The sequence below is a fragment of the Enterococcus sp. DIV0170 genome (assembly GCF_051710765.1).
In the GTDB taxonomy this organism is placed as follows: domain Bacteria; phylum Bacillota; class Bacilli; order Lactobacillales; family Enterococcaceae; genus Enterococcus_A; species Enterococcus_A raffinosus.
Map to the genome: position 1 here is coordinate 553,022 of NZ_JBIOLG010000001.1, position 26,313 is coordinate 579,334.

The 26,313-nt window shown below is 39.1% G+C and carries 25 protein-coding genes and 1 pseudogene; 21 read left to right on the forward strand and 5 right to left on the reverse strand.

All coding sequences use genetic code 11. From position 1 onward, the window contains the following. Nucleotides 1–82: 82 nt before the first annotated feature. The 3 genes from IGI50_RS02640 (at nucleotide 83) to IGI50_RS02650 (ending at nucleotide 4,271) form a co-directional block, all read left to right on the forward strand. Complete coding sequence (locus tag IGI50_RS02640) at nucleotides 83–1,009, forward strand: FAD:protein FMN transferase (protein ID WP_438776094.1); 927 nt, start codon at nucleotides 83–85, stop codon at nucleotides 1,007–1,009. Between the two features lie 425 nt (nucleotides 1,010–1,434). Continuing rightward, nucleotides 1,435–1,920: a rhodanese-like domain-containing protein gene (locus tag IGI50_RS02645; RefSeq protein ID WP_218256646.1), complete on the forward strand. Its 486-nt coding sequence runs from the start codon at nucleotides 1,435–1,437 to the stop codon at nucleotides 1,918–1,920. Nucleotides 1,921–2,438: 518 nt separating this feature from the next. Beyond that, a complete protein-coding gene (locus IGI50_RS02650; protein WP_438776095.1) occupies nucleotides 2,439–4,271 on the forward strand; it encodes a DUF4365 domain-containing protein in 1,833 nt (610 codons plus the stop codon). Nucleotides 4,272–4,787: 516 nt separating this feature from the next. On the opposite strand, the gene IGI50_RS02655 is transcribed toward IGI50_RS02650, so the two are convergent. Both IGI50_RS02655 and IGI50_RS02660 read right to left on the reverse strand, forming a co-directional pair. After that, the gene (locus IGI50_RS02655) at nucleotides 4,788–5,384 is read right to left on the reverse strand and encodes a DUF2922 family protein (protein WP_438776096.1); all 597 of its coding nucleotides are present in this window, start codon (nucleotides 5,382–5,384) and stop codon (nucleotides 4,788–4,790) included. 45 nt (nucleotides 5,385–5,429) lie between these two features. Then, a pseudogene (locus tag IGI50_RS02660) lies at nucleotides 5,430–5,813 on the reverse strand (hypothetical protein). 437 nt (nucleotides 5,814–6,250) lie between these two features. Between IGI50_RS02660 and IGI50_RS02665 the strand changes: the two are divergent. The 14 genes from IGI50_RS02665 to IGI50_RS02730 all read left to right on the forward strand — a co-directional run bounded on the left by IGI50_RS02665 (nucleotide 6,251) and on the right by IGI50_RS02730 (nucleotide 22,114). Next, nucleotides 6,251–9,274 carry a 5'-nucleotidase C-terminal domain-containing protein gene (locus tag IGI50_RS02665; RefSeq protein WP_438776097.1) on the forward strand — a complete coding sequence of 1,008 codons (3,024 nt, stop codon included), beginning with the start codon at nucleotides 6,251–6,253 and terminating at the stop codon, nucleotides 9,272–9,274. Nucleotides 9,275–9,619: 345 nt separating this feature from the next. Then, entirely contained in the window at nucleotides 9,620–10,432 is an 813-nt protein-coding gene (locus IGI50_RS02670) for a MetQ/NlpA family ABC transporter substrate-binding protein (RefSeq protein ID WP_010746864.1), read from the forward strand. Then, a complete protein-coding gene (locus IGI50_RS02675) occupies nucleotides 10,425–11,225 on the forward strand; it encodes a DUF169 domain-containing protein (protein WP_438776098.1) in 801 nt (266 codons plus the stop codon). The genes IGI50_RS02670 and IGI50_RS02675 overlap by 8 nt, the downstream gene beginning before the upstream one ends. An 11-nt stretch (nucleotides 11,226–11,236) precedes the next feature. Beyond that, complete coding sequence (locus IGI50_RS02680; RefSeq protein ID WP_438776099.1) at nucleotides 11,237–12,211, forward strand: methionine ABC transporter ATP-binding protein; 975 nt, start codon at nucleotides 11,237–11,239, stop codon at nucleotides 12,209–12,211. Further along, the gene (locus IGI50_RS02685) at nucleotides 12,204–12,860 is read left to right on the forward strand and encodes a methionine ABC transporter permease (protein WP_438776100.1); all 657 of its coding nucleotides are present in this window, start codon (nucleotides 12,204–12,206) and stop codon (nucleotides 12,858–12,860) included. The genes IGI50_RS02680 and IGI50_RS02685 overlap by 8 nt, the downstream gene beginning before the upstream one ends. A gap of 174 nt (nucleotides 12,861–13,034) precedes the next feature. After that, nucleotides 13,035–14,234, forward strand: coding sequence for an MFS transporter (locus tag IGI50_RS02690; RefSeq protein WP_438776101.1), 1,200 nt, complete (start codon nucleotides 13,035–13,037; stop codon nucleotides 14,232–14,234). Between the two features lie 192 nt (nucleotides 14,235–14,426). After that, entirely contained in the window at nucleotides 14,427–16,076 is a 1,650-nt protein-coding gene (locus tag IGI50_RS02695) for a hypothetical protein (protein WP_438776102.1), read from the forward strand. 97 nt (nucleotides 16,077–16,173) lie between these two features. Further along, nucleotides 16,174–16,440, forward strand: a complete 267-nt coding sequence (locus IGI50_RS02700; RefSeq protein ID WP_010746858.1) for a hypothetical protein — start codon at nucleotides 16,174–16,176, stop codon at nucleotides 16,438–16,440. Between the two features lie 20 nt (nucleotides 16,441–16,460). Further along, nucleotides 16,461–17,537, forward strand: a complete 1,077-nt coding sequence (locus IGI50_RS02705; protein WP_438776103.1) for a hypothetical protein — start codon at nucleotides 16,461–16,463, stop codon at nucleotides 17,535–17,537. Nucleotides 17,538–17,668: 131 nt separating this feature from the next. Further along, nucleotides 17,669–18,427, forward strand: a complete 759-nt coding sequence (locus IGI50_RS02710; protein ID WP_438776104.1) for a MurR/RpiR family transcriptional regulator — start codon at nucleotides 17,669–17,671, stop codon at nucleotides 18,425–18,427. Nucleotides 18,428–18,627: 200 nt separating this feature from the next. Beyond that, nucleotides 18,628–19,983, forward strand: coding sequence for a PTS sugar transporter subunit IIC (locus IGI50_RS02715; RefSeq protein ID WP_218256670.1), 1,356 nt, complete (start codon nucleotides 18,628–18,630; stop codon nucleotides 19,981–19,983). A 27-nt stretch (nucleotides 19,984–20,010) separates the two neighbouring features. Beyond that, entirely contained in the window at nucleotides 20,011–21,441 is a 1,431-nt protein-coding gene (locus IGI50_RS02720; protein ID WP_438776105.1) for a 6-phospho-beta-glucosidase, read from the forward strand. Nucleotides 21,442–21,454: 13 nt separating this feature from the next. Next, the gene (locus IGI50_RS02725) at nucleotides 21,455–21,775 is read left to right on the forward strand and encodes a PTS sugar transporter subunit IIB (protein WP_218257313.1); all 321 of its coding nucleotides are present in this window, start codon (nucleotides 21,455–21,457) and stop codon (nucleotides 21,773–21,775) included. 24 nt (nucleotides 21,776–21,799) lie between these two features. Beyond that, complete coding sequence (locus tag IGI50_RS02730; RefSeq protein ID WP_218256672.1) at nucleotides 21,800–22,114, forward strand: PTS lactose/cellobiose transporter subunit IIA; 315 nt, start codon at nucleotides 21,800–21,802, stop codon at nucleotides 22,112–22,114. Between the two features lie 69 nt (nucleotides 22,115–22,183). Here the strand turns inward: IGI50_RS02730 and IGI50_RS02735 are convergent, their stop codons facing one another. From IGI50_RS02735 to IGI50_RS02745, 3 genes are read right to left on the reverse strand one after another with little or no spacing between them, the layout of a single operon-like run. After that, a complete protein-coding gene (locus IGI50_RS02735) occupies nucleotides 22,184–22,393 on the reverse strand; it encodes a hypothetical protein (RefSeq protein ID WP_438776106.1) in 210 nt (69 codons plus the stop codon). A gap of 59 nt (nucleotides 22,394–22,452) precedes the next feature. Next, nucleotides 22,453–22,767: a DsrE family protein gene (locus tag IGI50_RS02740; RefSeq protein WP_438776107.1), complete on the reverse strand. Its 315-nt coding sequence runs from the start codon at nucleotides 22,765–22,767 to the stop codon at nucleotides 22,453–22,455. Between the two features lie 9 nt (nucleotides 22,768–22,776). Then, nucleotides 22,777–23,037 carry a metal-sensitive transcriptional regulator gene (locus IGI50_RS02745; RefSeq protein WP_010746854.1) on the reverse strand — a complete coding sequence of 87 codons (261 nt, stop codon included), beginning with the start codon at nucleotides 23,035–23,037 and terminating at the stop codon, nucleotides 22,777–22,779. A 179-nt stretch (nucleotides 23,038–23,216) separates the two neighbouring features. Here IGI50_RS02745 and IGI50_RS02750 point away from each other — a divergent pair, with 179 nt between their 5' ends. The 4 genes from IGI50_RS02750 to deoC all read left to right on the forward strand — a co-directional run bounded on the left by IGI50_RS02750 (nucleotide 23,217) and on the right by deoC (nucleotide 26,309). Beyond that, on the forward strand, nucleotides 23,217–23,528 hold the full coding sequence (locus IGI50_RS02750; RefSeq protein ID WP_438776108.1) for a rhodanese-like domain-containing protein: 312 nt from the start codon (nucleotides 23,217–23,219) through the stop codon (nucleotides 23,526–23,528). Between the two features lies 1 nt (nucleotide 23,529). Further along, on the forward strand, nucleotides 23,530–25,179 hold the full coding sequence (locus IGI50_RS02755; protein WP_438776109.1) for an FAD-dependent oxidoreductase: 1,650 nt from the start codon (nucleotides 23,530–23,532) through the stop codon (nucleotides 25,177–25,179). Then, a complete protein-coding gene (locus IGI50_RS02760; RefSeq protein ID WP_218256677.1) occupies nucleotides 25,172–25,471 on the forward strand; it encodes a rhodanese-like domain-containing protein in 300 nt (99 codons plus the stop codon). The genes IGI50_RS02755 and IGI50_RS02760 overlap by 8 nt, the downstream gene beginning before the upstream one ends. Before the next feature lie 160 nt (nucleotides 25,472–25,631). Continuing rightward, on the forward strand, nucleotides 25,632–26,309 hold the full coding sequence (gene deoC / locus IGI50_RS02765) for a deoxyribose-phosphate aldolase (protein ID WP_218256678.1): 678 nt from the start codon (nucleotides 25,632–25,634) through the stop codon (nucleotides 26,307–26,309). Nucleotides 26,310–26,313: the final 4 nt, after the last annotated feature.

Consider the following 26,313-nt stretch of genomic DNA (forward strand, 5'->3'; position numbering starts at 1 on the left):
AAGTAATTCCAGAACTTTCTCTTTTGTTCTGACTAGAAATCTATTAAGCTGATTGATAGGAGAAAAAGAAAGGAACGCAAACATGAATGAAAAAACACTGCATTTGATGGGAACCGTGATCAAGCTTTGGGTCCAACATCCTGAAGCGGAAAGCTTGTTAGTAAATGCTGAGACTCGGCTGCGTGACTTTGAACAGCGCTTTAGCGCGAATGCAGAGGACTCTGAACTCATGAATATCAATCATCACGCAGGTCTTAAACCAGTCAAAGTGGATGATGAACTGTATGAATTGATCAAAATAGGAAAAGAACGGAGTTTGGTCACAGACAGTGCACTGAATATCGCTATTGGCCCTTTGATTCAAGAGTGGCGAGTAGGCTTCCAAGACGCGAAGTATCCGTCGCCGGAAAAAATTCAGGAGCTGCTTCCGTTGATTGATCCCTCTGCGATTGAATTAGAGGACGTCAAAAAGACTGTTTACCTGAAGCATCCAGGGATGGCGATAGACTTGGGGGCGTTAGCAAAAGGCTATTTTGCCGATAAAATCATTGCTGATTTTAAAGCCGTACAAGCAAAGGCCGGCTTCATTGATCTTGGCGGGAATGTGCTGACCTATGGTCCCGCGCCGCAACGAGAAGAAAAACGTTGGCGAATTGGGATTCAAAATCCCTTCCTGCCACGAGGAAATTATGTAGCGGTGGTCAAAGTGAAGGATGAGTCTGTCGTAACATCGGGCATATATGAACGAAAGTTTGTCTGGGAGGGGAAAACCTATCATCACATTTTTGACAGTCAAACAGGATATCCGATAGAAACGGATCTTGCCAGTTTAACGATCGTTTCAAAAAAATCTTTAGATGGTGAAATCTGGACAACGCGTTTATTTAGAAAAAAAGCGTATGAAGTAATAGCGGAACTAAATAAGCTCGAAGCAATCGAGGGCATCGTCATTACCACAGATCAGCAAATGGCAATCAGTGATGGGTTAAAAGGAAGAATCGAGCTATGACAGCAAAGGCACAGACAATCGTTTCTGTGTCTTTTTTTAATTGGAAAAATGTGATTTTATTCAATTTTTTTAGTGGATATAAAAGATTTTGCAACATTGCTCTTAATTACGAATTGTTATTGAAAAAGCGTTTTCCTTTCTATATACTTTGATTGAGACAGCCCTTACATGAGGCACAGGAGGTGAAAGAAATGCCAAAACGACTATGACTATGAGGCCAAATTCAACTTAGAGTCTCTAAGCGAGTTTATTTAGCATTCTTTTCCTCAAAACATATATGTGATTAATCACACAAGTAGATACCTTCAAAATGCATACCAAAACAGTATGTTTATTTGCGTGGGAAATTTTTGGCGGATGGAATGCGAAGGCTCATTAAGCAAGTGATCCAAACAAAAATTAGAACGAAAGAAGGATTTTGAAAAATGAAAAAACGAGTAAGTGGATTATTGATCGCTTTGGCGATGGTTGCATTGGTAGTAGCAGGATGTTCAAATAACGACAAAAAGGAAGAAAAGAAAGATCGTGCAGAAGCAGATATCGAATGGCAGATGATTTCTCCTGAAGACATGAAAAAAGTACTTGAAACTGATGATTCAACCGATTATCAGATTATTGATATTCAACCAGAAGACGACTATAAAAAAGGACACCTGCCGAACTCAATCAGTGTACCTGCGTATCCAGTAGATACGGAAGAGTTGGAAAAATTAGTCGTTGATAACGCTGATCAATTCAAAGATGGCGATCACCCGATTTATGTAGTCTGCCCTGGTGGCGGAGGCGGTGCAAAACGTACGATCTCACTATTGATCGATGAAGGAATTGATGAATCCCGTCTATTCATCGTTGAGAACGGTGCGAAGAAATGGCCGTATAAGGATGATAATAAGCTTTGGGTGACGGATTAGAAGACTCTTGATTGAGAAGTTCGTTTTATTGCTTTGTACGTCTGAAATCACTAAAGTAGAAAGCGAAGAAGACCTTAGGACAGTTTTAGCTGCCTTAAGGTCTTCTTTATTGTTGTACATTTAGTTCCCATGTCAGACCGAGTGTGTCCTGAATTTTTGCTTAATAGTAATTCCAAAAGATTTGTGTGCTGTTGCGAGACTAGCCGCTAAAACATTCTATCTCACCTTATAAATGAACGATCAAAAAAGCAAATAAAAAAGGATTATAAAGTTCAGTTAATAGAATAAAGATAGAAATAATAGGCGTTATTGTTTTTATGAAGAGTCTCTTATTGGAAATTATTCGTTATCTTTATAATTTTGTTTAAATTAATATACTATGGTTTAAAGCTATTTATGAACTGTATAGTATTTACTAACTAACTAAAAAATGTTATTTTCAATACTAAGGATATTTATTGAAAATGTGTACCGTTTCGTTATGATCGGAACGAGAATAAGGGAAGGGTGGGAAACCATTGCTAGTAGAAATGAAAGCTGTACCAACGATGGAAAATCCAAGTACGCTAATAAGTGCTCGATTATCAGAGTTCTGTACCGTGAATGAATTACAGGATAATTATGGTATTGATTTCTTCTGCTCGTGCTTTTCAGGCAAAGCAGCTGAGGGGCGAGAGTTTTTTGTTCAATATAAAGACACAAAGAAGGTTTCCGAAGATGAAGAGTCTATATCTCTGGAGCTTAAGACGGCATCCGTGCGGCGGTGGTTTAAAAAGAGAAGCATTACTTTTTTAGTTTACGCTGATTCTGAGAAGGGATTGATTTATTGGGTAGATCCTTTTGTACAGCTGTTTGAAAGAATTAAGGAGTTATCAAAAAAACAAGACACCATTGTCCTTCTTGTTCCTAAAAGAAACCAGTTACAAGGAGGAAAAGAAATTCCTGCAGCTATGTTGAAGCGTATGAATCGATTCGATCATTTTCTGTTTACAGGAGTGATAGAGAGGACAAGTATGGATATGGAGAATTTTTCTAAAGAGGACTATTTTTCAGACGAACTCATTGTGGAGGAGGATGAAAACACTCTAGATATCAGCTATAGAAATGTTCATCTGAATGCCTCTTACCCTGAACGGTCGGATGAAAAAGTAGAAGAAGGATGTGTCCTTCGTTTCGCTCGTCACCAAGAAAAAAATGAGGATGAACTCTTTTTTACGCATAAGGAGATATTGGAGCTATTCTATTTTGGTAAAGAAACAGAGGCAAGATTAGGGATGCGTAAGTTCATTAAATTATATTTGGATGAAATAGATCAATATTTTGCAGATTTTGGAAATAGTATCGCTTATTTGTATCCGGATGAGGTAGACGAGCTCTGCATCGTGATTGATATATTCATCAACAAATACGTGGAAAAGATTACTGATTTTTTGAAAAAACTAGAGTCATTTGCCTTTGAGCCTTATCGCGGAAGCTATAGAAGGTTTAAGCTAATGCAGCTTGAGGTAGATTTGTGGGAGGATATTCGAGCACATGTGAAAAAGTACCAAACAAGCAATGGGGCCTATAGTGAGGGCTACATTTTTACACCGTTCGAGGATGACAATCGAATCGGAGTAGAGGATGAACGTGGCCGAGAATTGTTTAATGTTTATGGGAGTTATCGACAGGCGCCTTCTGATTCTGAAAGATTGGTTGTGGATGTAATTTGGGAGTACATCGATTATCAGGAAGAGATGGATAAGCCTGAGCAACCCTACAATGTAGCGGATACGTATGCTTTTTTTGTAAATGATCTGCTTCCCAAATTTCTTACAAACGAATTTACAGTTAGAAAAAAAAGACTTTTCGGAACAAAGCTGATTAAGGTATACAAAACATTGACGAAGGAAGAAATCGAAAAGAAAATTTTTATCCCAAAATATAAACTCACTCAATATCCGAATAGCAATGCTGAATTAGCCAGCACCTTTCACTATTTAGCAGAGTACATGAAGGAAAAAGATTTCTATCATATTCCTCATGAAACATTTGATCATTTACTCCAGAGCTTTGACCAGTTAATTCAAGCAGAATTATCTATCGGCGGTAACGCTTCAAAAGCATGGTACGAAAAGAAGAAAGAAGTTTTGACCGAAGATTTGCTCCAGATTAAGCAAAGTCAGAAAAATGACACGCTTACTGAAGGCTACTTTTTGGCAGATATGTTCGACACCCTTAAAGCAATTGTTCGGCAATACAAAGGTTCCTTTGACGGAAAAAGAATTCGTGAAAGTGATCTTCTAAGAGATTTAACCGAGATGATCGCAGATTATAATGAAGATCGGTTGATCCGATTGTTGGTTAATTAGAAAGATAAGTTTGATTTTTAAGAAAAATAAGTGTACAAAACAGCTGAGGAATAGAACTTTTCCCTGTAGAAAGGTAAACTATTGAAGTCTTACGTCTATTAGGATTATTTCCACTTTCTTAGTAACAGAGAAGCTAATCCAAAGATACAGGTAGTAATAAAAAGGATAAACAAAATAATTTTAATCATCATTGAGAATTCCATAGATTTCGCCTCCATTAATTAAAACTATAGCACAAGTAATGTTGTTCTGAGTAATAAAATAAGTGATAAAAAATAGAAAGTAGAAATTATCATTACTTTTACTAGTAGGAAAGCTACAGAAGTTGAAGAAATTAGTAACAACTTTTGGAGTAATAGAAATAGGTCATTCAATACGTTTCGTGTTTTTTCAGAAACACCTGCGATTTTTTTAATCGCAGGTGTATTTATGATTCTGTTAATAGGCAGTCCTGTCTAAATTAGTTGTCTCTTACGGTATCATAAACATATTCAATTTTGAAAGAGCAAGAGTTACTTAGGGCGATTCTGGATCACGGGTGTGAATGTCAGGATCGTCTTTGTTTCTTATTATTCTTTTATGCATCCAAGCAAAAATGTTTTTTACTGTACTTTTTTGATGAGAAGCTCTAGGCTGCGATGGAGGAACCCTTGAAGCTGCTTCGGTAGAATTTTCAGTAGTAATGGATCGGTTTTTGATCGCAAGTGATGGTTCTGTTGATAAGAGAGAGTTCTTTTTCGCTTCTGTTAATTCCTCGATTCTTCCCTCAATCGATTTTTTTGATTCATCAACTAAATACTCGTAGGCTTCAGGGGTGTTAAAAGCGAATCGTTCATTTTTTTCTACGGTTTTTTCTTGTTCTACCTGCTTTATTCCAAAATCTGGGTCTTTTTCTAAATCAAAAATTTCTGTCTCATAGGTGGTTACGATCTTGGCTGTAACGACAGAATCAAATAGTTTTACGCCATTTTCTTCAAAAATATCCAACGTGGTTAAGAGTTCGCAAGCTTCTTTGATGACGGGGATTGGCAGATCATTCTTTAAATTGCTATATTTCCAGTCGTGTGTTTTTCCTAGACCGTTAGTAAAGGTCGCGACTAAATCTTGTTGCATATCATTCTTTTCCTTTCTTAAATATTTTGTGTAGAGTCTTTTTCATCAAGGTTCATTCGTTTCATCAGGACGGACTTTTGCAATCAAGGAACGGACAAAGGATACGGCTTTTTCACCAAAGTTACGGACAGGGAAGGTTCACAGTTTTAATGCTTGCCATTCAGGTGCCATGAAGTAATCCTGAAAATAATAAAAGAAGCGCTTCATGGTGCGAGTGGCTTTGGTGTTCATAAAAATCTCACGGACAAGATCCTTCAGAATGAAGGCAAACTCTTCCGCACCTAGCTGGTGCCGTATTTTCAAAGTGAGAATGTATTTAATCGTTAAGCTGCTGTTTTGTGTACTGTAGTAATACTCTTTGATGCGTTTTTCTAAGGTTGTTGATTTTAAGTTGAACAATTGGCGGTACGAAAGAACTTGTTCATTCATGGGATCTCCTCCTTATTTTTTGTTTGAAAGGTGATAGCTAATTCTTCTTAAAACATTCGGCCGATGACTATAAGATAAAGCATTTCAAAAATAAAAGCGAACCGCAAAAATAACACTTTTCCCCTCAAAATTGCACGTTTGAAACGAAAAATTAGGCTTTTCAGAATGTAAACAAGCTATTTTGAGGGGGAAATAAAAATTTTGCGGTTAGAGAAAAAAACATAGATGGTTTATAATGAAAGATTTTCTATTTTTCGAATGTAGGTGTAAAAGAACTCATATTATATATGCTTGAACATCGATAGTGACTTCATTGCAAGGAATTCTACATTAAAAAGTTAAAAAATAAAAAGAAAATATGAAAAAAATTTGAATATTAAGTGAAGAATTGATAACATCTCTTTTGTAAGCGTTTTAAAACAGAGGGAGATGATTTTTTGAAGAAACCGAGTCTAGTAAGAAGTGTAATCACAATAATGACTGTTTTAGGATTTACTTTACCGTCAGGATTAGCAACAGCAGAAACAGTCTCTCATGAGTTGAATAGTACGGTAAGCAGTCAATCGAGTGAAACGTTAGGAAGTACTTCCAGCAGTGAAACAAACAGTGAAACTGGTAGTCTATCATCGGAAACAGCTTCACCAGCTGAATCGGTGGTAGAAAACAGTTCAGCATCTGAAAAGAACACAAAAAGTTCAACGACAGTTCCCATCCAGATGCTGGGGATCAATGATTTTCATGGAGCATTAAGTACAACCGGAAGTTATTATGGCGCGAATGGCTCTAAAGTTTCTGGTGCAGGGACGGCATCCCTGCTAGCTGCTTATTTCTCACAAGCGGAGTCCAATTTTAAGCAAACAAATAATAAGGGAAAGACACTACGTGTACAAGCTGGAGATATGGTAGGGGCAAGTCCTGCAAATTCAGGTTTATTGCAGGATCAGCCGACAATGCGCATTTTAAATCAAATGAATTTTGATGTTGGAACGTTAGGAAACCATGAGTTTGATGAAGGATTAGGTGAATTCAATCGTATTCTAACCGGGACAAAGCCAGATCCGGATTCTGAATTTTATGACATTGTCAAGAATTATAATAATGACTATACTCAAGATCAACTGAAAGGCGGCTTTGACTTAGTCATTGCGAATGTTCGTGAAAAAAATACTGGGGCTATTCCTTATGGGTGGGAACCCTATACAATAAAGAATGTTGGAACGACTGCTGATCCTATTAATATTGGATTTATCGGAGTTATTACTACAGAAGTTCCAAATTTAGTACTGGCGCAGCATCATCAAGAATATACATTTACTGATCCAGCGGATGAAATTGCAAAATATTCCCAAGAGCTTGTTGGAAAAGGAGTGAATGCAATTGTTGTTCTTGGCCATACACCCTCTGTTCAAGGTGAAGGAGAGTCTGTTAGTGGTGAAGCAGCCGATATCATGAAAAAGGTCAATCAGGTAAATCCTGATAATAGTGTAGATGCCTTTTTTGCAGGACATAATCATGTCTACACAAATGGTGTGGTGGAAAGCACACGGATCGTCCAAGCCACTTCTCAAGGGAAAGGGTATATCGATTTGCAAGGTGATTTTGACACTGATACTAAAGATTTCGCAGAGACACCAAAGGCGACAGTAAATCCTGTTGATCCAAATGGTGGCGTGATACCTGATTCTACAATTGAGGGTATTGTCTCAGACGCGGATAATCGTGTAAAAGAAGTAACAGAAGAAAAAATTGGAACAGCGGATAAAGCTGAAAGTATCACTCGAACTGTTAACGAATTGGGGGAATCTCCTGTTGGAAATCTCATAACGGATGCGCAAGTGTATATGGCAAAGAAGAATGGTGAAGACGTTGATTTTGCTATGACCAATAACGGCGGGATTAGAGATGATTTGAAGGTCAAAGAAGATTCATCCATCACTTGGGGCGCTGCGCAAGCGGTTCAACCATTCGGAAATATCATGCAGATTGTTGAGATGACGGGGCAACAAATTAAAAATGTATTGAATCAGCAAACTTTCAAGTATGACCCAAATGACTCGAGAGGAAGCGGCTATTTTCTTCAGGTTGCAGGCTTGCGTTATACAGTTAGAGAAAATCCTGATAAAAATGATACGGAACATCAATACATTGTTGAGAATTTGTTGAAATCCGATGGAACAGAAATCGAGGCAGATAGAACATATAAGCTAGTCATCAATGATTTCTTATATGGTGGGGGCGATGGGTTCTCTGAATTTACTCAAGCTAAATTGACAGGTGCCTTAGATCCCGATACAGAAACCTTTATCGGTTATATCAAGGACCTAGAAGCAAGTGGCAAAAAGGTATCGGCAGCGATTGAGGGACGTAAAACGATTGTAGATCCTGTGACAGAAGAGACTGAAAAAATCAAAGCAGAAACAGTATTTGATAAATACCGTGAAGGGGATAAATCTCTAACGGGTAAAACAATTCCTAATGGGCTGGTAACTGTCACTTCTGTTAAGACTCGAGCGTTGGCTCAGGTGAGAGCAGATAAGGATGGAAACATCAATCTTGCTGTTGATCAATTAGGTTTGACAGAAGGTCAAGAAATTACTGTATCAATTGAGGGCGAAAACGGCGGTAGAGCAGAATTTCCGATTACTGTTTTAGCGATGGAAACAACTCAAACGACGAGCTCATCAAACGACCCAGCGATTGTTGAAACTAAGCAAATTAAAGAAAAAACAGAAATAAATGACATCCATGAAAAAGATCAATATTTGACTGGTAAAACCATTCCCAATGCGACCATTGAGATTTTTGTAGCTGAGGATAATGCTGTTGCAAAAGCAGAAGGTAAAGTTGCTGTACAGGCGGAAACACCTCAAGTATCCAACGCAGAAGGGAAGTTTGAGATTAATATCCAAAACTTGAATTTAAAAGAGGGGCAAAACGTCATTATCTCAATCACTGGACCAAATGGTGGACAAGCAAACTTCCATAAGACTGTTTTGGCGGAAGTGGGCGTCGATCCAGCAGCTGATGCAGAGTCAGCAAAGATAAAAAAAGAAACGACACTAAATGATTTTTATGAAGGTGACGCGCGATTGACGGGTAAGACGATCGTAAATGCCGCAGTAAATGTATCCATTGATGAAAGTGGAAAATTTGTTCAAGGGGAGTCTGATGAAAAGGGCAATATCACTATTGACGTTAAAGAATTAAATTTGAAAAAGGATCAAAAATTTACAGTGACGGTCTACGGATCAAAGGGTGGTCAAGTGAGTTTTTCAATGACCGTTTTGAAGCGTGAAATTACATCGAACGTTACTGGCGGAGGAAATACTAGTCAGAATTGGTTAGATAGTGCATGGAAAAAGGTCTATCCAAATACTGGTGAAGGCGAACAACCAATTTTTGTTGTTTTAGGAATGGTTGCTCTAGCGGCTAGTGGATGGATGTACTTCAAGAAACGATAATAAAAATTAGCCGAATCTAACAATGGATTCGGCTTTTTTAGCATTTTTTATTTTTTTGAAGAGTTATTGTGAAGTATTTCTCTTTCGATTATACTCTTAATGATAACGCTTTTAATTTTTAGGAGGTGGAAGTTTTGTTTATGTATCAGCTGTGAGTTTGAGTGAACGGTGGACTTAGAGTTTCTAAGTCAATGAGTAAACAGAAAACCCCTCCTTTCTTTAGCGTGTGAGAAACATGTTTCTTTTCTATGGATTGGGGGAGCATACAGAATTGTATGTTTCTTTTTTGTGCGCTCAAACACATGAATGGGGCTTTAACACAAAAAAACGATGAGGAGAATCATAATGAAAAAGGCAAAAGTAATTTTAGCTATGTTAGCAGCAATTTTTGTATTGGGTGCTTGCGGATCAAAAAAGGAAGCTGCGACGGAAAAAGAGGAGAAGAAGGATATTAAGATTGCCTGCAATCAAGTATCAGAGAATTCATTGAAAGCAGCGAAGGAATCTATGGAGGCAGAAGGCTATACACCGGAATTTGTTGTCTTTTCGAATAATATTGAGGCTTTACAAGCTGTTCAGGATGGCAATGTAGACGCATCATTCGCCCAGCATGAACCCTTTATGAAATCTTTCAATGAACAAAAAGGAGGCGAGTTAGCAATGATGACGCCTCACGTTTACTATACGGGTATTGGCTTGTACTCATCTAAATACGATAAAATCGATGAGTTACCTGATGGGGCGCAGATCGCAATCATGAATGATGCTATGAATAGAGACAATTCTTTATTAATGATGCAGGATGCTGGTTTAATCAAATTAAGCGAAGAGAAGAAATCGGGGTATACAGCATTGGACATTGTCGATAATCCAAAAAACTTCAAGTTCGTGGAGATTGAACAGGCTCAGACGGTTCGTAGCTTAGAGGACTTAGACGCAGCGACTTGTTTCTTTACTTTTATGTTTAATTCAGGTGAAGATTATAAGGATTATCTGATCCGTGACCAACATGCGAAGGATTTTCCAATCAGCTTGATTGTAAAAGAGAAGAATAAGGATACGGATTGGGCGAAAGCAATCAATAACTCTTTCACGACAAAAGAAAGTAAAAAAGGGATTAATGATCATTTCAAGGGAGTGTTTACTTTCTATGAGTAAATACCATGAACTCGGCCGTCGATTAAATTATTTGTTGGATCTGGAACGCAACGTTGTCGGGATCAGCTTTTTGCGAACAAAAGAAGCTTTCGAAGCCTATGACGCACCTGCAACAAAGAAATTGGTTCCCTATTGTCGAGCGGTTCAGCAGGCAACAGAAGGGATCAGTGTGAAACTGTCGATTGATAATTTCGGTTGTCCGGCCTCTGCAGTAGCTTTAGGATTGATTGAAAATGATGAATACAGTGCTAGTGGACGAAAGCATGCCAAGATGGGAGTCTATAAGGATATTGAGGTGAGCAAGGAAATTGCGGATGACATGGTTTATTGCAGCGAGCCTTCTTATGGAGTTGCGGTAGAGCCTATTGAGGTATGGAAAAGCGCTCCTGACGTTATTTTGGTTATTACAACACCGTTTAATGCGATGCGGATCTTGCAGGGGAATGCGTATTTTAATGGACAAGCGAAAAACATCAAGATGACCGGAATGCAGGCGATCTGTCAGGAAGGGACATCCTATCCTTACGAGACAGGTCTGATCAATCTTTCAATGATGTGCTCTGGAACGCGCTATGTCGCACGCTGGAAAGATGAAGAACTTTGTGTCGGTCTTCCTTATGAGGTGTTCGAAACGATGATCGAGGGTTTAGAGGAAACATTGAACCCCATGGAGTTATTGGAGAAAAAACGTAAAATCATCAAAAAAATCGCAGAGGATGAGGTCCCGGATTTTTACGATGTGCGAAAACGAGACAATTATTTTAGAGGCGCTTATCAAGGCGTGAAACGTTAGGTGTTGAGTAGATGGAGATAGTCATCGATCAGATAAATAAAAGGTACGGCGAGCAAACGATCTTAGAAGATATTTCTCTGACGATACCGTCTGGTACTATTATGGGAATCTTAGGCGTCAGCGGTGCGGGAAAATCAACATTGTTGCGTTGTATCAACGGATTGGAGCAAAGTGAATCCGGCAGCATCAGGATCGGTACACAAGCGCTAGAGAAGCTATCGGAAAAGCAATTACGTGAAATGAAGAAGAAAATCGGGATGATCTTTCAAGGAAATTCTTTGATCGAACAAAAAACGATTTATAAGAATGTTGCTTTGCCATTGGAATGCAGTGGTTACTCTAAAGAAACAATCAAAGCACGCGTGGAAGAACTCCTGACAGAAGTAGGGATTGCTGATAAGGCGCATATGAAGCCTCGACAGTTATCTGGTGGGCAAAAACAGCGGGCAGCGATTGCTAGAGCTTTGACGATGAATCCTGAGATTCTCCTCTGTGATGAGGCGACCTCGGCGTTGGATCCCAACATTACAAATGGTATTTTGGATTTACTTTTAAAATTGAACCAAAAGATGGGGCTAACGATTGTGGTGGTAACCCATCAAATGGAAGTGGTAAAGAAGATTTGTGACCGTGTCGCCATTTTGCAAAAAGGAAAAATTGTTGAAGAAGATACTGTTCAGCAGGTTTTTCTTAATAATTCTAACGTTCTGCAAACAATCACAGGAGAATCACCAATCAACTTTAGTGAGCGAAAAAGCGGACATCGCATAGTAAAAATTGTGACAAAGTTAGAAAAGGATATTCTGGCTTTGTGGCGTCAAGCAGGGATAGAAGCACCCCGCTTGTTAAAGGCAACAACAGAACAATTTAAGGAAGGGACTTTGACTACGTTATTCGTATCAGTACCAGATGCAGATAGTGAGAAACTACTGAAACTTGCGGATCAAGATCACTTTCTTTATCAGGAGGTGAAGTTCAGTGAGTAATTCCGTGTTAATTACCCAAGTGCTGCTGCCTAATTTAGTCAGCACCTTAATTATGGTGATGGTCTCGTCGTTGATTGCGACAATCGTCGGCTTTGCCTTGGCAGTTGTTTTAGTGATCACGAATAAGAAAGGACTGTCACCTAATTTAAAGGTATATCGCTTGCTGGATTTTGTTGTGAATATCATTCGGTCCTTTCCATTTATTATTTTGATGGTTGCACTGATGCCGTTCACCCGTTCATTGGTGGGAACGACGATTGGAACATCAGCAGCAATCGTCCCCTTAACCTTTGCGATGACTCCGTATGTGGCGCGGTTGTTTGAAAATAATTTGTTGGAGATTAATCCCTATACTTTAGACGCGGCGAAGTCGATCGGCGCCACACACATGCAGATTATCTTCAAGGTCATGCTGGTAGAAGCCTTCCCTAGTATGATTTCCAGTCTGACCTTAGCAACCATCTCGGTATTGGGTTATACCGCAATGGCCGGAACGGTCGGTGCAGGTGGATTAGGCGCGGTGGCCATTACCTATGGGTATCAAAACTTTGATAACACCATTATGTATAGCACGGTTGTATTGCTGGTTATTTTTGTCCAGATTGTTCAATGGATCGGCAGTTTCTGCTATAAGAAAGCGAAAAATTGAGGTGAAGGAGGTGTGACAAAAGGATTGTCACACCTCCTATTTCTGAATAAACGGTGTCCCAAAAGTAATTTTCGGAAATTCCTTCTTATTTCTTGAAGCTATTTTCTAAAATTCGTCTGATTTCAACATTTATATCAGGTATAATGAGTGAACGATATTTTTTGAGGAGGTCGTATGGAAAAGACACATCAAGTCAAACTGAATCTGCAGTATATTAGCATGCAGGTTCCCTACTGGATGGGGTATTCAGTCCTCAGTACATTCACTTCTGTTTTTTTACTGTCCCGTGATTTTACTAATAGTCAGATTGGACTGGTCTTGTCACTAGCGAATCTATTCGCCGCGATCGTCCAACCATTCTTGGCTTCTTTTGCTGATCGGATGATTCGGATTCGTTTATCGCAGTTGGCAGCGGGGATGGCACTAGTACTTGTACTGTTTTCCGGAATTTTGCTGGTAGTGCCGAAAGTTTTTTTAATAGTAGCACTGATTTACATTTTACTGTATGCGTGTCTGGTACTGTTACAACCACTGACGATTGCTATCGGAACTTTTTTTATTAGTCGCGGCTACAATCTTAATTTTGGTGTCGCACGGGGACTTGGATCGTTAGCGTTTGCGGCTGCATCTGCTGTGACAGGGGTCTTGATTGAACGATTTTCTTCAACAGTTATTTTGTATTTATTGATTGGCTTTTTTCTCTTTTTTGCACTGATGACTTTACTAATCGATACGCGCAGGCATGGTGGAACGTATTCGGAGTCATTGATCCCGGAGCATCATGAGGAGGATCATTTAGAAGAACCGATTGGCTTGCTGGAATTTATAAAAAAATACAAACGCTTTATCGTTCTATTGGCCGGTGTTTCGTTACTGTTTGTCTTTCATACTATTACCAACAGCTATATGTTTCAAATCTTGCATCCATTAGGTGGAACTGAAGCCAATGTTGGTTCTTCCTTATCGGTTGCGGCGCTAAGTGAGCTTCCGACGATGTTCTTCTTTTCTTGGTTGTTACGTCGGTTCAAGATTCATTCATTAATGCGCGTCGCGGCCTTCTTTTTCTCAGTCAAAGCGTTATTAATCTTATTTGCTGGCAGTATTTTTCTAATTAACGTGGCTCAGAGCCTGCAAATGGTCGGCTTTGCGATGCATACGATGGCATCGGTCTATTATACAAATCAAATTATTCCGCAAAAGGATTTGGTCAAAGGCCAGACCTTGATGGCGACTGCAAATACGATGGGCGGCATTATAGGTGCATTTGTCGGTGGTCAGATGCTCAGCTTTTTATCTGTTTCCGCCATGCTTTTGATTGGAACGATGATTTCGATTGCCGGGACTTTGATTGTTTGGCTGGCAGTAGAAAAATAAATTTTAAAAAACGTCTATTTTCATTTTGAAAATAGGCGTTTTATTTCGTTTATTTTTTTAAATAGGATAGAGTAAAGTTTGTAATAATCGATAATTTCATTCGTTAGGCTGTTTGAACACGGAGCTATTCTTGTAGTCAAGCGAATGGATAGCGAACAAAAAAGTTCCTTTCTATGAACGAGGAGGTCGATTATGAAACGTTATCGCTACTATCTGATTATTTTTGTGATTGCAGGATTATTTGTGGTCCCACAACTTTGGACACACAAAATGATCTTAGGAGCAGATGCACTGTTCCATTACAATCGTTTTTATGAGACTGCGGAACAACTCAAAACGGAAAATTTCAGCTATTTTATTTCAATCTTCGGGTTTCAGCAATCTGGACGAATTGTTAATGCTGTATATGGACCATTATTTGCTTATTTCCAAGGAGGACTTGTTTTACTGGCAGGCAGCTGGTTTCGTTATCAGGTATTATCGAATTTCTTGGTATCTTTACTAGCAGGCTGCTCATTGTTTAAGCTGTTGACCTATGGAAAAATTAGAGAAAATACAGCGTTGTTTTCCGCAATTATTTTTATGACGACATACAGTATTAACTATTGGGTAGTAAATCAAGGCTTCACCAGTTGGGGAACCAGTCTATTGCCGTTGTGTTTAATTCCATTAGTAGATTTAAAAAATCGTCATTTTCCAGTGGTTAAGATCGCTGTAAGTATGGCTTTAATGACCCAAATCCATATGCTGACAGCTGTAATGTTAGGATTAATCTATTTTCCATTTTTTATTTCCTATGCACGAAAACGCTGGGGAACGGCTATTATTCAATTAATAAAGGCTATGGGGCTATATGGCTGTTTGTCAATCAACGTGTGGATCAGCTTACTCTTGATTAATACTGGAGATCAATTAAAGATGCCCTTCACCAATTCGGAAATGAGTGAGAAGGCCATTGATTTAGGAGGAGCCTATTGGTTAGAGTACCCAAGGGTTTTACGACTGGTCTTGATTGTGGGCTTTATTCTTTGCCTAATCTATTGGTACAGGGTGTCGCGTTTTACCAAGCAGTTGTTGATTTTTAGTGGTCTCTTTTTACTGCTTTCAACAAGTTTGATTCCTTGGGACTGGCTCGTTGCGCATAATGTACCGTTTATATCATTGATCCAGTTCCCATTTCGCTTTTTTGCGCCCTTTACAATATTGTTTCTGTTCTTTTTTGCTTCATTAATCAACGATGTGGCAGACAAGCATTTTTTGCCGATGATCTTGTTAGTGTTTAGTTTGATTAGCATCGGAGAGAATTTGCAAATTCTCACTAATGAGTTAAATCAATGGGGACAGCAGACCTTAACTAGCAAACATACCTTTGTTCGAGGCTCTGAAGAGGAAGCGAGACAAAGTTTTTATGATAAGGACATGCAAAAGGCCTTGAAGCTAGTCGAAAAATCTAGTCCCGATTATTTACCAATTTATCACGAGGATACAAAAAATAAATATGCTAGTTATGAGAAACAAATTCTAGAGAATCAAGCGAAATTTTCTAAGACAGCGGCCCATAATCAGTTAGAGATTTCTTGGGAGGCGGAGAAGGCAGGAGACGTCCAATTGCCCGTAATTCTTTATCAAAATTCAAAATTAGTTGAAGAGGGTCAAGAAATTACGCCTAGTGCACTTTCTAATATTGGCGTGCCAACGATCAAGCAAAAGGCTGGGAAAAATGTAGTCTATCTGCGTTATGATCCGCCAGAGTATGTAACGATCATACTTGCACTTTGCGGGCTCAGTTGGTTTGCGACAGCCGCCTGGTGTGGGTATCGCTTCTTCATGAAAACAGGATAACTTTGGTATTCTTATGGACAATCGGGTAAAATACAAAAAAGAACTGGCACTATTGGTTTTTCTTATAACATTTCAATTGAGTAAGGAGCAAATGATCATGACAAACTATAACAATGAAAAAGACCGTCGTTTACGCGGTTCTATGGCACCAAAAACGGAAGAGGATGTTGCGTTAGCTGGAACCAATTCTAGCGAAACAGAGGATAAGCAAGAAGCACTAGCTGGCAGTAATTCTGGCGAACCTAAAGAAATCGCCCGCTCTGGCTCTAATGCGGTCGAGGAAGAAGAACCTCATACTTCATTAAAAGAAGAAGCAAAAAAAATCGTTAAAGAGATCGAAGAAAAATTTGATCCTAAGAAATAAGTGGTGAAAGAGTTCATTCCATGGATAAGTATTTAAAGATTTATGACCATTGGTATCCGCAAAATTACGGGTTGAGCGACTATCCCACAGAGTGTCACGTGACCTACTCAGGAGCCGAACGGAAAACATTATTCGAAAAGCTGACACCAGCGCAGCAAGCCTTAATTTATCAGCAAAGAAAATATGAGGTTCGTTCGTTGTTTTTACAAAAGCATTATTTGCAAACCTCGGATTGGGAATTTGTTGCCTTGAATATTGATGATGAATATGAACGAGGTGTTCACAGCCAGTTAAAATGTGCCTGTGGCCGCCCATTGAAATATCAATTTGTCATTGAATCAAAGAGCAAACAACAAGAGATTCGTTTGGGAATTCAGCATTTTAAGGATCACTTAGGCATTTCTCAGCAAGTAGCAGAGGAAATAAAAAGAGGCGTCGCCCATGTCGATTTAGCTTTGGATGAATTGCTTTGGCTGGTAGATCGGGAAATTACATTTCCAGAAGACCTGTGGCAGCGATATGTTTTTGCTTACTATCGGAATGCCACGCTGCGTCATCCGTTATCTCTTAATCAGAAATTAGCCGAACGGGTCGTCCATTTTCGTGAAGCCAAAATGCCGTTGTTCATCGGAGATTACTTAAGTGTCGTGACAGAAATCAATCAAGTTGATCGAGAAGCCTTCGAGGGACAGGAACAGAATTTTATCGCGGACAAAGCTATTTTTGAAGCGTATTTGGAAGATTTTCAGCAGGATATCCAAACACCGATATACCTTGAAAAAAAGTATTGGGGTAAGAAATTAACAGACTTCATTCATTTGGAGCGATATGGAACAGAAACCTATAAAGAAGCCAAAACACGCTACTTTGATGATCTCTTATCCTTTTTGGTCGCGTTGAAAGAACCTAATAAAGCCTCACGAAAAATTCGCAGCTTTAAGCTTTTTCATCAAAAAAAATATGGAGAGGTGGAATTGATCGACTTTGTCATTGAGAAATATCAGCGGTATCAATTCACCCAGAATTTTTTCTTAGCAATCCCCAAAGTTTATCGAATAGGTATTCGAAAAGCGATTCAGCGAAAACAAAAGAGATAAGAGAATTCGACGAGTGATCGGATTCTTTTCTTTTTTTTACTTGCAAGAAAGTGTTCAATAAGCTGTGTAATTAAAGGATTTTATGGGATAATAGTTGTAAATAAAACGTTACTTTTAGGAGCTGGGATCAGATGTTTGATTCACAAAAGGTAAAGGATCTAAACGAGTTAGAACTGATTGTTTATACTTTTATTGTTGAAAATATAGAGCGTGTAGGAGAAATGACGATTCGAGATCTTTCCGATAACTGTCATGTTTCTACTTCTACTATTTTGCGCTGTTTAAATAAGCTGGGCTATTCAGGCTATACAGAATTCAAATATTCTTTGAAAGAAAATCTATCAAAGAATGGACAATCTTTCGAAGCCTTTTATGATGCAAATGTCCATGTGGATGCCTTTTTAAAAAAGGTGAACAATGAAAGTTATCATACAGTCATTGATCCGGCGATTGATTTAATTCTTGCTAGTAAGCATTTAGTTTTTTCAGGAATTGGAACAAGCGGAACATTAGGGACCTATGGAGCGCGCTATTTTTCTAATTTACTGTTTAACGCGTATGCCATCACGGATCCGTTTATCCCTGTTCCAACGAGAGGGGTAGACACGACCTTAGTAATAGCCTTGTCCGTTTCGGGAGAAACCGTCGAAATCATTAAACAGATTGAAAATTTCAAGCGCTATGGAGCAAAGATATTGAGTATTACGAATGATCAACATTCGACGATTGCGCAACTGGCTGATTTCAATATTTCCTACTACATGCCTGAAGTAACCGGGCCTGATCCGACAGAAGAATTTATTAATTTGACCACACAGGTTCCGGTTATCGCGCTTTTAGAAATTTTGGCTCATCAAGCGTATCAACGAGAAACTAATGCAAAAGGCTAGTAAACACAGCCTTTCGCATTAGTTTTTTGCTGGACAATTTTTTATCAATTATCGAAGTTGTTTTTTTTATTGGAACATGTTTCTAGGTGTTCCAGAAGTATTCCAATCGTGGGAGCCATCCCTTATGATAAAACTGTAAACGGATACAAAACGCGAATGGCCATCGCTGTGTTAAAAATATTATTTGAGGAGAATCATTTATGAATAACTTTATTAATGAGAAATTATTGCCCCCGATTTTAAAATTTGTAAATACAAAAGCTATTACTGCTCTTCGTAACGGGATGCTATATACTATGCCATTTACCATTGTAGGTTCTGTATTCTTACTTTTAGCGAACTTCCCGATTCCTGCCGTTTCTGAATGGGTGGCTAGTAGTGGCTTAGATGTTTATTTTAACGAAGCTTTCGGCGCGTCATTTGGAATTATGTCAATTTTTGCCGTAATGGGTATTGCGAACTCGTATGTAAAAGAAGAAGGCTTTGAAGGATTGCCAGCAGGAATGATCGCATTGGTTATCTTTTTACTAACACAGCATTCAAGCGCGACAAATGCAGAAACGAATGCAGTTGTAACCAATGTTATCGACAAAACTTGGACTGGCGGACAAGGGATGATCAGTGCCATCATAGTTGGGTTATTCGTTGGTTGGTCCTACTCTTGGTTCTTAAAACGGGATATCCGTATCAAATTACCAGAACAAGTACCAGCAAACGTAGCGAATTCATTTACTGCGTTGATTCCAGCGGCGGTAATCACGACAGTGGCATTAGTTGTCTATGTCATCTTTGATAAAGTATTCAATACGACGGTTGTAGAAGCAATCTATGAGTTAATCCAAACACCAATGCAAGGGGTTACAGATACCTTTGGTGGGGCCATGATGCTTGGTTTCCTAGTACCATTCTTATGGTTCTTCGGTGTTCATGGGTCTACTTTAGTCGGAGGGATCATGGGACCGATTTTGACAGCAAATTCTTTAGAAAACACGGCAATTTTGAATTCTGGTAAAGAGTTAACCATCGCTAACGGCGGTCACATCGTTACACAACAATTTTTAGATCAATTTATGACTGTAACCGGTGCAGGGATGACAATTGGGATTGTGATGTTCATGGTGGTATTTGCTCGTTCCGCTCAGTTCAAGCAATTAGGAAGATTAGCTTTGTTACCGGCATTCTTCAATATTAATGAACCAATTCTATTTGCTACTCCTGTTGTGATGAATCCGATTATGGCTTTACCATTCATTTTGACACCTATGGTTTCAGGTGTAATCACATATTTCTCACTTTACACAGGACTTGTTCCATTGTTTACGGCGGTACAAGTGCCGTGGACGACTCCACCAATCATCTCAGGCTTCTTAGTTGGCGGCTGGAGAACGGCTTTGCTACAGGCAGTTGTTTTAGTTGTAGGATTCTTCATCTACCTACCATTCGTTCGTAAAGTGGATTCATTAAACTATCTGCAAGAACAAGGTGAAAGTGTGGAGCAGATCGAAAAAGATTTAGCAAAAGGGAACGAAAAGGCAGAAGGTCAAGCAACAGTTTAACCAATAAGGAAATGAAGAGGGAGATACATGAGTATTTTTAAAGAGAATTTTTTATGGGGCGGCGCAGTTGCCGCCCATCAATTAGAAGGTGGTTGGCAAGATGGCGGAAAGGGGATCAGCGTAGCGGATGTTATGACAGTCGGTGCACATGGCGTTCCCCGTCGAATCACTGAGGGTGTTTTAGAAGGTGAGAATTATCCAAATCATGAAGCCATCGATTTCTACGGACGTTATAAAGAGGACGTGAAGCTGTTTGCAGAACTTGGCTTAAAATGTTTTCGTACATCAATTGCCTGGACTCGTATTTTTCCGAATGGAGATGATGCGGAGCCGAATGAAGCGGGCTTACAGTTTTATGATGATCTTTTTGATGAATGCTTAAAGTATAATATTGAGCCGGTCATTACTTTGTCACACTTTGAAATGCCTTATCACCTAGTGACTGAGTATGGCGGTTGGAGAAATCGAAAAATGATTGAGTTCTTCGCACGTTTTGCGGAAGTATGCTTCACACGCTATAAAGATAAAGTCAAGTATTGGATGACTTTTAATGAAATCAACAATCAAGCAAATTATAAGGAGGATTTTGCACCTTTTACCAACTCTGGGTTGAAGTTTGAGTCAGGGGATGATCGCGAGAAAATCATGTACCAAGCTGCACACTATGAACTGGTTGCAAGTGCTAAAGCTATCGAAATTGGTCATAAAATCAATCCTAAATTTGACATTGGCTGTATGATTGCTATGGTTCCTATTTATCCGTATTCCTGCAGTCCATCAGATATGATGTCGGCAACGGTAGCAATGCAGCGTCGCTATTGGTTCACGGATGTTCATTGCAAAGGACGCTATCCAAGCTATATGAAGGCTTACTTCAAACGGAAGCAGTTTGAGTTGGATATCACTCTAGAGGACGAAGAGCAATTAACAAAAGGGACTGTTGACTACATCGGTTTTAGTTACTATATGTCGTTTGCCATCAAAGATCACGATAAGGGACCAGCCTATGATTATGATGAAGCGAATGACTTGGTGGAAAATCCGTATGTAAAAGCCTCTGAATGGGGCTGGCAGATTGACCCAACTGGCTTACGTTATGCTATGAACTGGTTCAATGATCGCTATGAACTCCCTTTATTTATTGTAGAAAATGGTTTCGGAGCAGTTGATGAAATTGCAGAAGATGGGGAAATTCATGACGAGTATCGAATTGATTACTTACGTGAACATATCGAAGCCATGCAAGAAGCGGTGATTTATGATGGTATCGACCTAATGGGGTATACGCCATGGGGCTTTATTGATTTAGTATCTGCCGGAACAGGTGAAATGAAAAAACGCTATGGCTTCATCTATGTAGATAAGAATAACGAGGGCGAAGGAACATTGGATCGCAGTAAAAAAGATTCTTTCCATTGGTTCCAAAAAGTGATCGCCAGCAATGGCGAAACATTGTAGGAGGAAGGCAATGATGAGTGAAAAAACAATTATGTTAATTTGTAACGCTGGAATGAGCACTAGTATGCTAGTAACAAAAATGCAAAAAGCGGCAGAATCACAAGGCTTAGACGTTGATATTTTCGCGATCGCAGCAGCGGATGCGACAAATAAATTACAGGAGCGCGAGATTGACACAGTTTTATTAGGACCACAAGTCCGCTTTATGCAAAAACAATTTGAGGAAAAATTGGCACCTTTGGGAATTCCTGTCGACGTTATCAATATGACGGATTACGGTATGATGAACGGTGAAAATGTACTAAGTCAAGCTGTTGCAATGATCAATGCCTAATCTACTTAAATGGAGGAAGATGACATGCAAGAAGAAAATCTAGAAGCGGTGATGGGGCTGATCGTCCATGGCGGCAACGCTAAAAGCAATGCAATGGAAGCAATCCAAGAAGCAAAGGGCGGAGCCTTTGATTTAGCTGATGAGAAAATCAAGCAAGCGGAAGAATCACTGGTCGAGGCACATCATTCACAGACAGGGCTGCTAACAAAAGAAGCACAAGGAGAGCAGCTTGATTTGAATTTATTGACTGTTCACAGCCAAGATCATCTGATGACCTCTATCGCTTTTACCGATTTAGCAAAAGAGATCATTGATGTTTATCGAAAAATAAGTGCATAAGAAATCCCCTTCCATGATTCTCCTTAAATCATGGAAGGGGATTTTTTTGAGTAGTAAAAAAATTTCGAGTTACATCTGCCGAATAAAAGCTATTTTTTCTTTTATAGAACTGATCTCTGATTCAATGGTGTTTAAAAAATCCATGATCTCTTTTCGTTCTTCTTCAGAGTGAATATCCCTAGAGTTAATTTTCTCAAAATTCTCTTGGATGGTTTTCAGATTGATCAGACTACCAGTGACATGCATTTTTTTGTTGATATTTTCGATTGTGTTCAACATCCTACTCCCTTCCCATGAGCAGTTTCACCTTCTCAAAAACAGTTCCCTAATGAATGCTTTTACGGCTTAATGTAGGCGTAACCTTCTGACTGTAGTTCGATCAGATCCAAAACACCTGAGGGCACGACAACAATATTCTTTGGTAACTGTTCTTTTGTGATCTTGTAAGCTCTCATCGCATTATTGCAGGCATGAAAGGTTACCCCTTCTGTAGCGATGAACGATTGATTTTTAGGATCAAGGTACCCTTCAATCGCCTTTCCGTTAATTAAAACAATAATAGCTATTTTTTTAGGTTCTTTCAACAGGTTTTTGATATTATTAGCAGTTTCTGTCCATTTTTCTATTTCATCAATATGAAAAACAACGTTCATTATTACACCTTATTTCTTAATTATCATATTTATTGCTTGTTCTAATTTTTGCGCTTGTTCCTCTGGATTTTTATCAGGGTTTTCAAAGCAGTTCTTCAAATTTTCAGCGACGATCATTCCCATCACACGATCAATGCTAGAGCGTACGGCACTTAATTGGGTAATGACGTCGATACATTCCTTTTTCTCCTCAATCATTTTTTGTACGCCGCGAATTTGTCCTTCTGTTCGTTTCAACCGATTAAGGATTTTTTTTTCTTCGATTTCCATCTATATGCACTTCCTTTAAGAATGATCTTACAAAGAATATACCTAGAGAGGGTATGTCTCGTCAAGTGGATAGCTTTTATCAAGAAAATGAATCAATCAAGATGATTGACAGGATTAGATTTTTTATGATAAAAATACCCTATGAGGTATTTGAAAGTGATAAAAAAGGAGTGAAGAAGATGTTTAAACTATTTCAAAAGATACCAAGTATTTCAACAAATGAACTAGCGGATAAGCTTGAACAATCAATTACATTAATCGATGTTCGAACACCAGAAGAATACCGTAGAGGGCATATTGCTAAGGCGGTGAACTACCCATTGAACAAAATCGATCGTTATAAAGGAAAAGAAAACGAGCTCTACGTTATTTGTCAATCTGGAATGCGTAGCAAACAAGCGGCGAAGGTTTTGAAACAAAAAGGGTATACGGTAACAAATGTGCAAGGTGGTATGAATCGTTGGCAGGGACCGATCAGAGGAGGAAAGTAAAATGAAGATTGTTATTGTAGGCGGCGTTGCAGGCGGAATGTCAGCGGCTACGCGTTTGCGTCGGTTAATGGAAGATGCAGAGATTGTTGTGTTAGAAAAGGGACCTTTTGTGTCATTTGCTAATTGCGGGTTGCCTTATTATGTTTCTGGAGAGATCGCGGATCGTGACGCTCTTTTGGTTCAAACACCGGAATCGTTAAAGGCGCGTTTTAATCTGGATGTTCGACCTTTCCACGAAGTTACAGCTATTTCTCCAGAAAAGAAAACGGTGACCGTCGAAAATGATCAAGGAAGCTTTGAAGAAAGCTATGACAAATTGATTTTATCTCCTGGTGCAAAGCCATTGATTCCAGAAATGGCTGGATTGGCTGAGAGTGAGAATGTTTACAGCTTACGCAATGTACCAGATTTGGATCGAATCATGCAGGCTTTAGAAAAATCCCCAACTAAGACAACAGTGATCGGTGCAGGATTTATCGGACTTGAAATGGCAGAGAATTTAAAGTCACGGGGATTAGAAGTCACAGTTATCGAGAAGGCACCTCATGTTTTGCCACCGCTAGATGAAGAGATGGCCGCATATGTCAAAAATGAGTTGATGAATAAAGGGGTTCATGTCATTACTGGAGAGTCTGCGCAAAGTTTCAGTGAAAAGGGACAGAAGATCCTGTTGATCAATGGAGAAGAAGTATATTCAGATCTTACGATTCTATCAGTGGGTGTTCGACCAGAGAATACATTGGCGAAACAAGCGGGGATACAAACAGGTTTAGGCGGCGGTATCCTAGTGGATGAATCTTATCAGACTAGTATACCGGACATTTTTGCGGTTGGCGATGCGATCGTGGTCAAACAACAAGTCAGCGGTGCAGATGCATTGATTTCACTTGCCTCACCGGCAAATCGTCAAGGACGACAAGTGGCAGATACTATTGCTGGTCTGCAACGAACAAATCGTGGAAGTATCGGGACTGCGATTGTCCGTGTGTTTGATCTAGCTGCCGCTGCGACAGGTCTAAGTGAACGCGCGGTGAAACAATTAGGTTTGGATTATCAAGTGGTCCATGTTTCTGGGAAGGATCATGCAGGGTATTATCCGAATGCAAGTGATCTAGTATTGAAATTAGTGTTTGATCCGAAAACTGGAAAAATTTATGGGGCTCAAGGTGTGGGCGTCAATGGGATAGATAAACGTATCGATATTCTGGCGACAGCTATCAAGGGTGGATTAACAATTTTTGATTTACCTGAATTAGAATTCACCTATGCACCACCTTTTGGTTCTGCAAAGGACCCCGTCAATATGTTGGGCTATGCAGCGATCAATCTCTCTGAAGGTATGAGTGACTCGATCCAATGGCATCAATTAAAGGAAGAGCAGCAAAATGGCAGTCAGTTACTGGATGTACGAAATCCTGAAGAATTAGCAAATGGCCGTTTTTCTAGCGCAATCAATATTCCTCTGAATCAATTACGTGAAAGAATCAGTGAGCTGGACCCAGCAAAAGAATATATTGTTAGCTGCCATAGTGGTCTACGTAGCTATGTCGCTGAACGTATTCTAAAACAAAAGGGCTTCAAAGTGAAAAATTTGGACGGCGCATTTGCTTTATATAAAACTGTGAGACCGGAGGAATTGATTTATGACTAGTTCAATTACTATGAAAGATTTTTACCAGTTAGCGAATCATAAGGAATTGGAGATCATTGATGTTCGAGAAAGCTATGAATACCAAATGGGGCATGTTCCTCATGCAAAAAATCTGCCATTGAGCAGTTTAAGCGGTAGTATTACAGAACTTGATGACAGTAAAGACTATTATTTAATTTGCCAATCCGGTGCTCGGTCTGAAAATGCTTGTGCTTTTTTAGCTGGACAAAGCTACAATGTAATCAATGTATTAGGCGGCACCGCTGCTTGGCCAGGAGAATTGGTTAGATAACTTTCATTTGCTTTCAAATAGTAATATCGGAAACACTCCTTTAAATATGTAAAGGAGTGCTTTTTTTTGTTTTATTTCTGCTTTTTTATTTTTATATGTTGACAAAATGAAAACAAATGATAGTATAAAGGTGTAAATAAAAATGAAAAGGAGTAAGTGGATGATTGAGTTGGGAAAATTAGCAAATATGGTGGATCACACATTGTTGAAGGCCGACGCAACCAAAGAAGGACTTGAACAGCTATGTAAGGAAGCGGATGAGTATGGTTTTAAAATGGTAGCGATTAATTCTTATCCTGTAGAGATGTGTCGAGAGTTTTTGAAAGACAGTAAGGTTCATGTAGGAGCGGCTATCGGATTTCCTTTGGGGCAGACAACAATTGAAACAAAAGTTTTTGAAGTAAAGGACGCCATTAAAAACGGTGCGGATGAAATTGATTATGTAATCAATATTGGCAAATTAAAAGAGGGTGATACAAAGTATATTCGAGAAGAAATGAAAGCAATTGTGAGTGCTTCTCATGAAGGCGGAATTATCAGCAAGGTTATTTTAGAGAATTGCTATTTAACCGATGAAGAAAAAATCGCGGTTTGTGAAATTGCCAAAGAGGTAAAACCTGATTTTGTCAAAACGTCAACAGGATTTGGAACAGGAGGAGCGACATTAGAAGATGTTGCCTTAATGAAAAAAATCGTAGGGAATGAAGTGAAAGTAAAAGCAGCTGGCGGCATTCGTGATTTGGATACTGCTTTGAAGATGATTGAAGCAGGGGCGGAACGATTAGGAACAAGCTCAGGGATCAAGATCTTAGAAGAATACAAGAATTTAAAGGAGTAGAGAA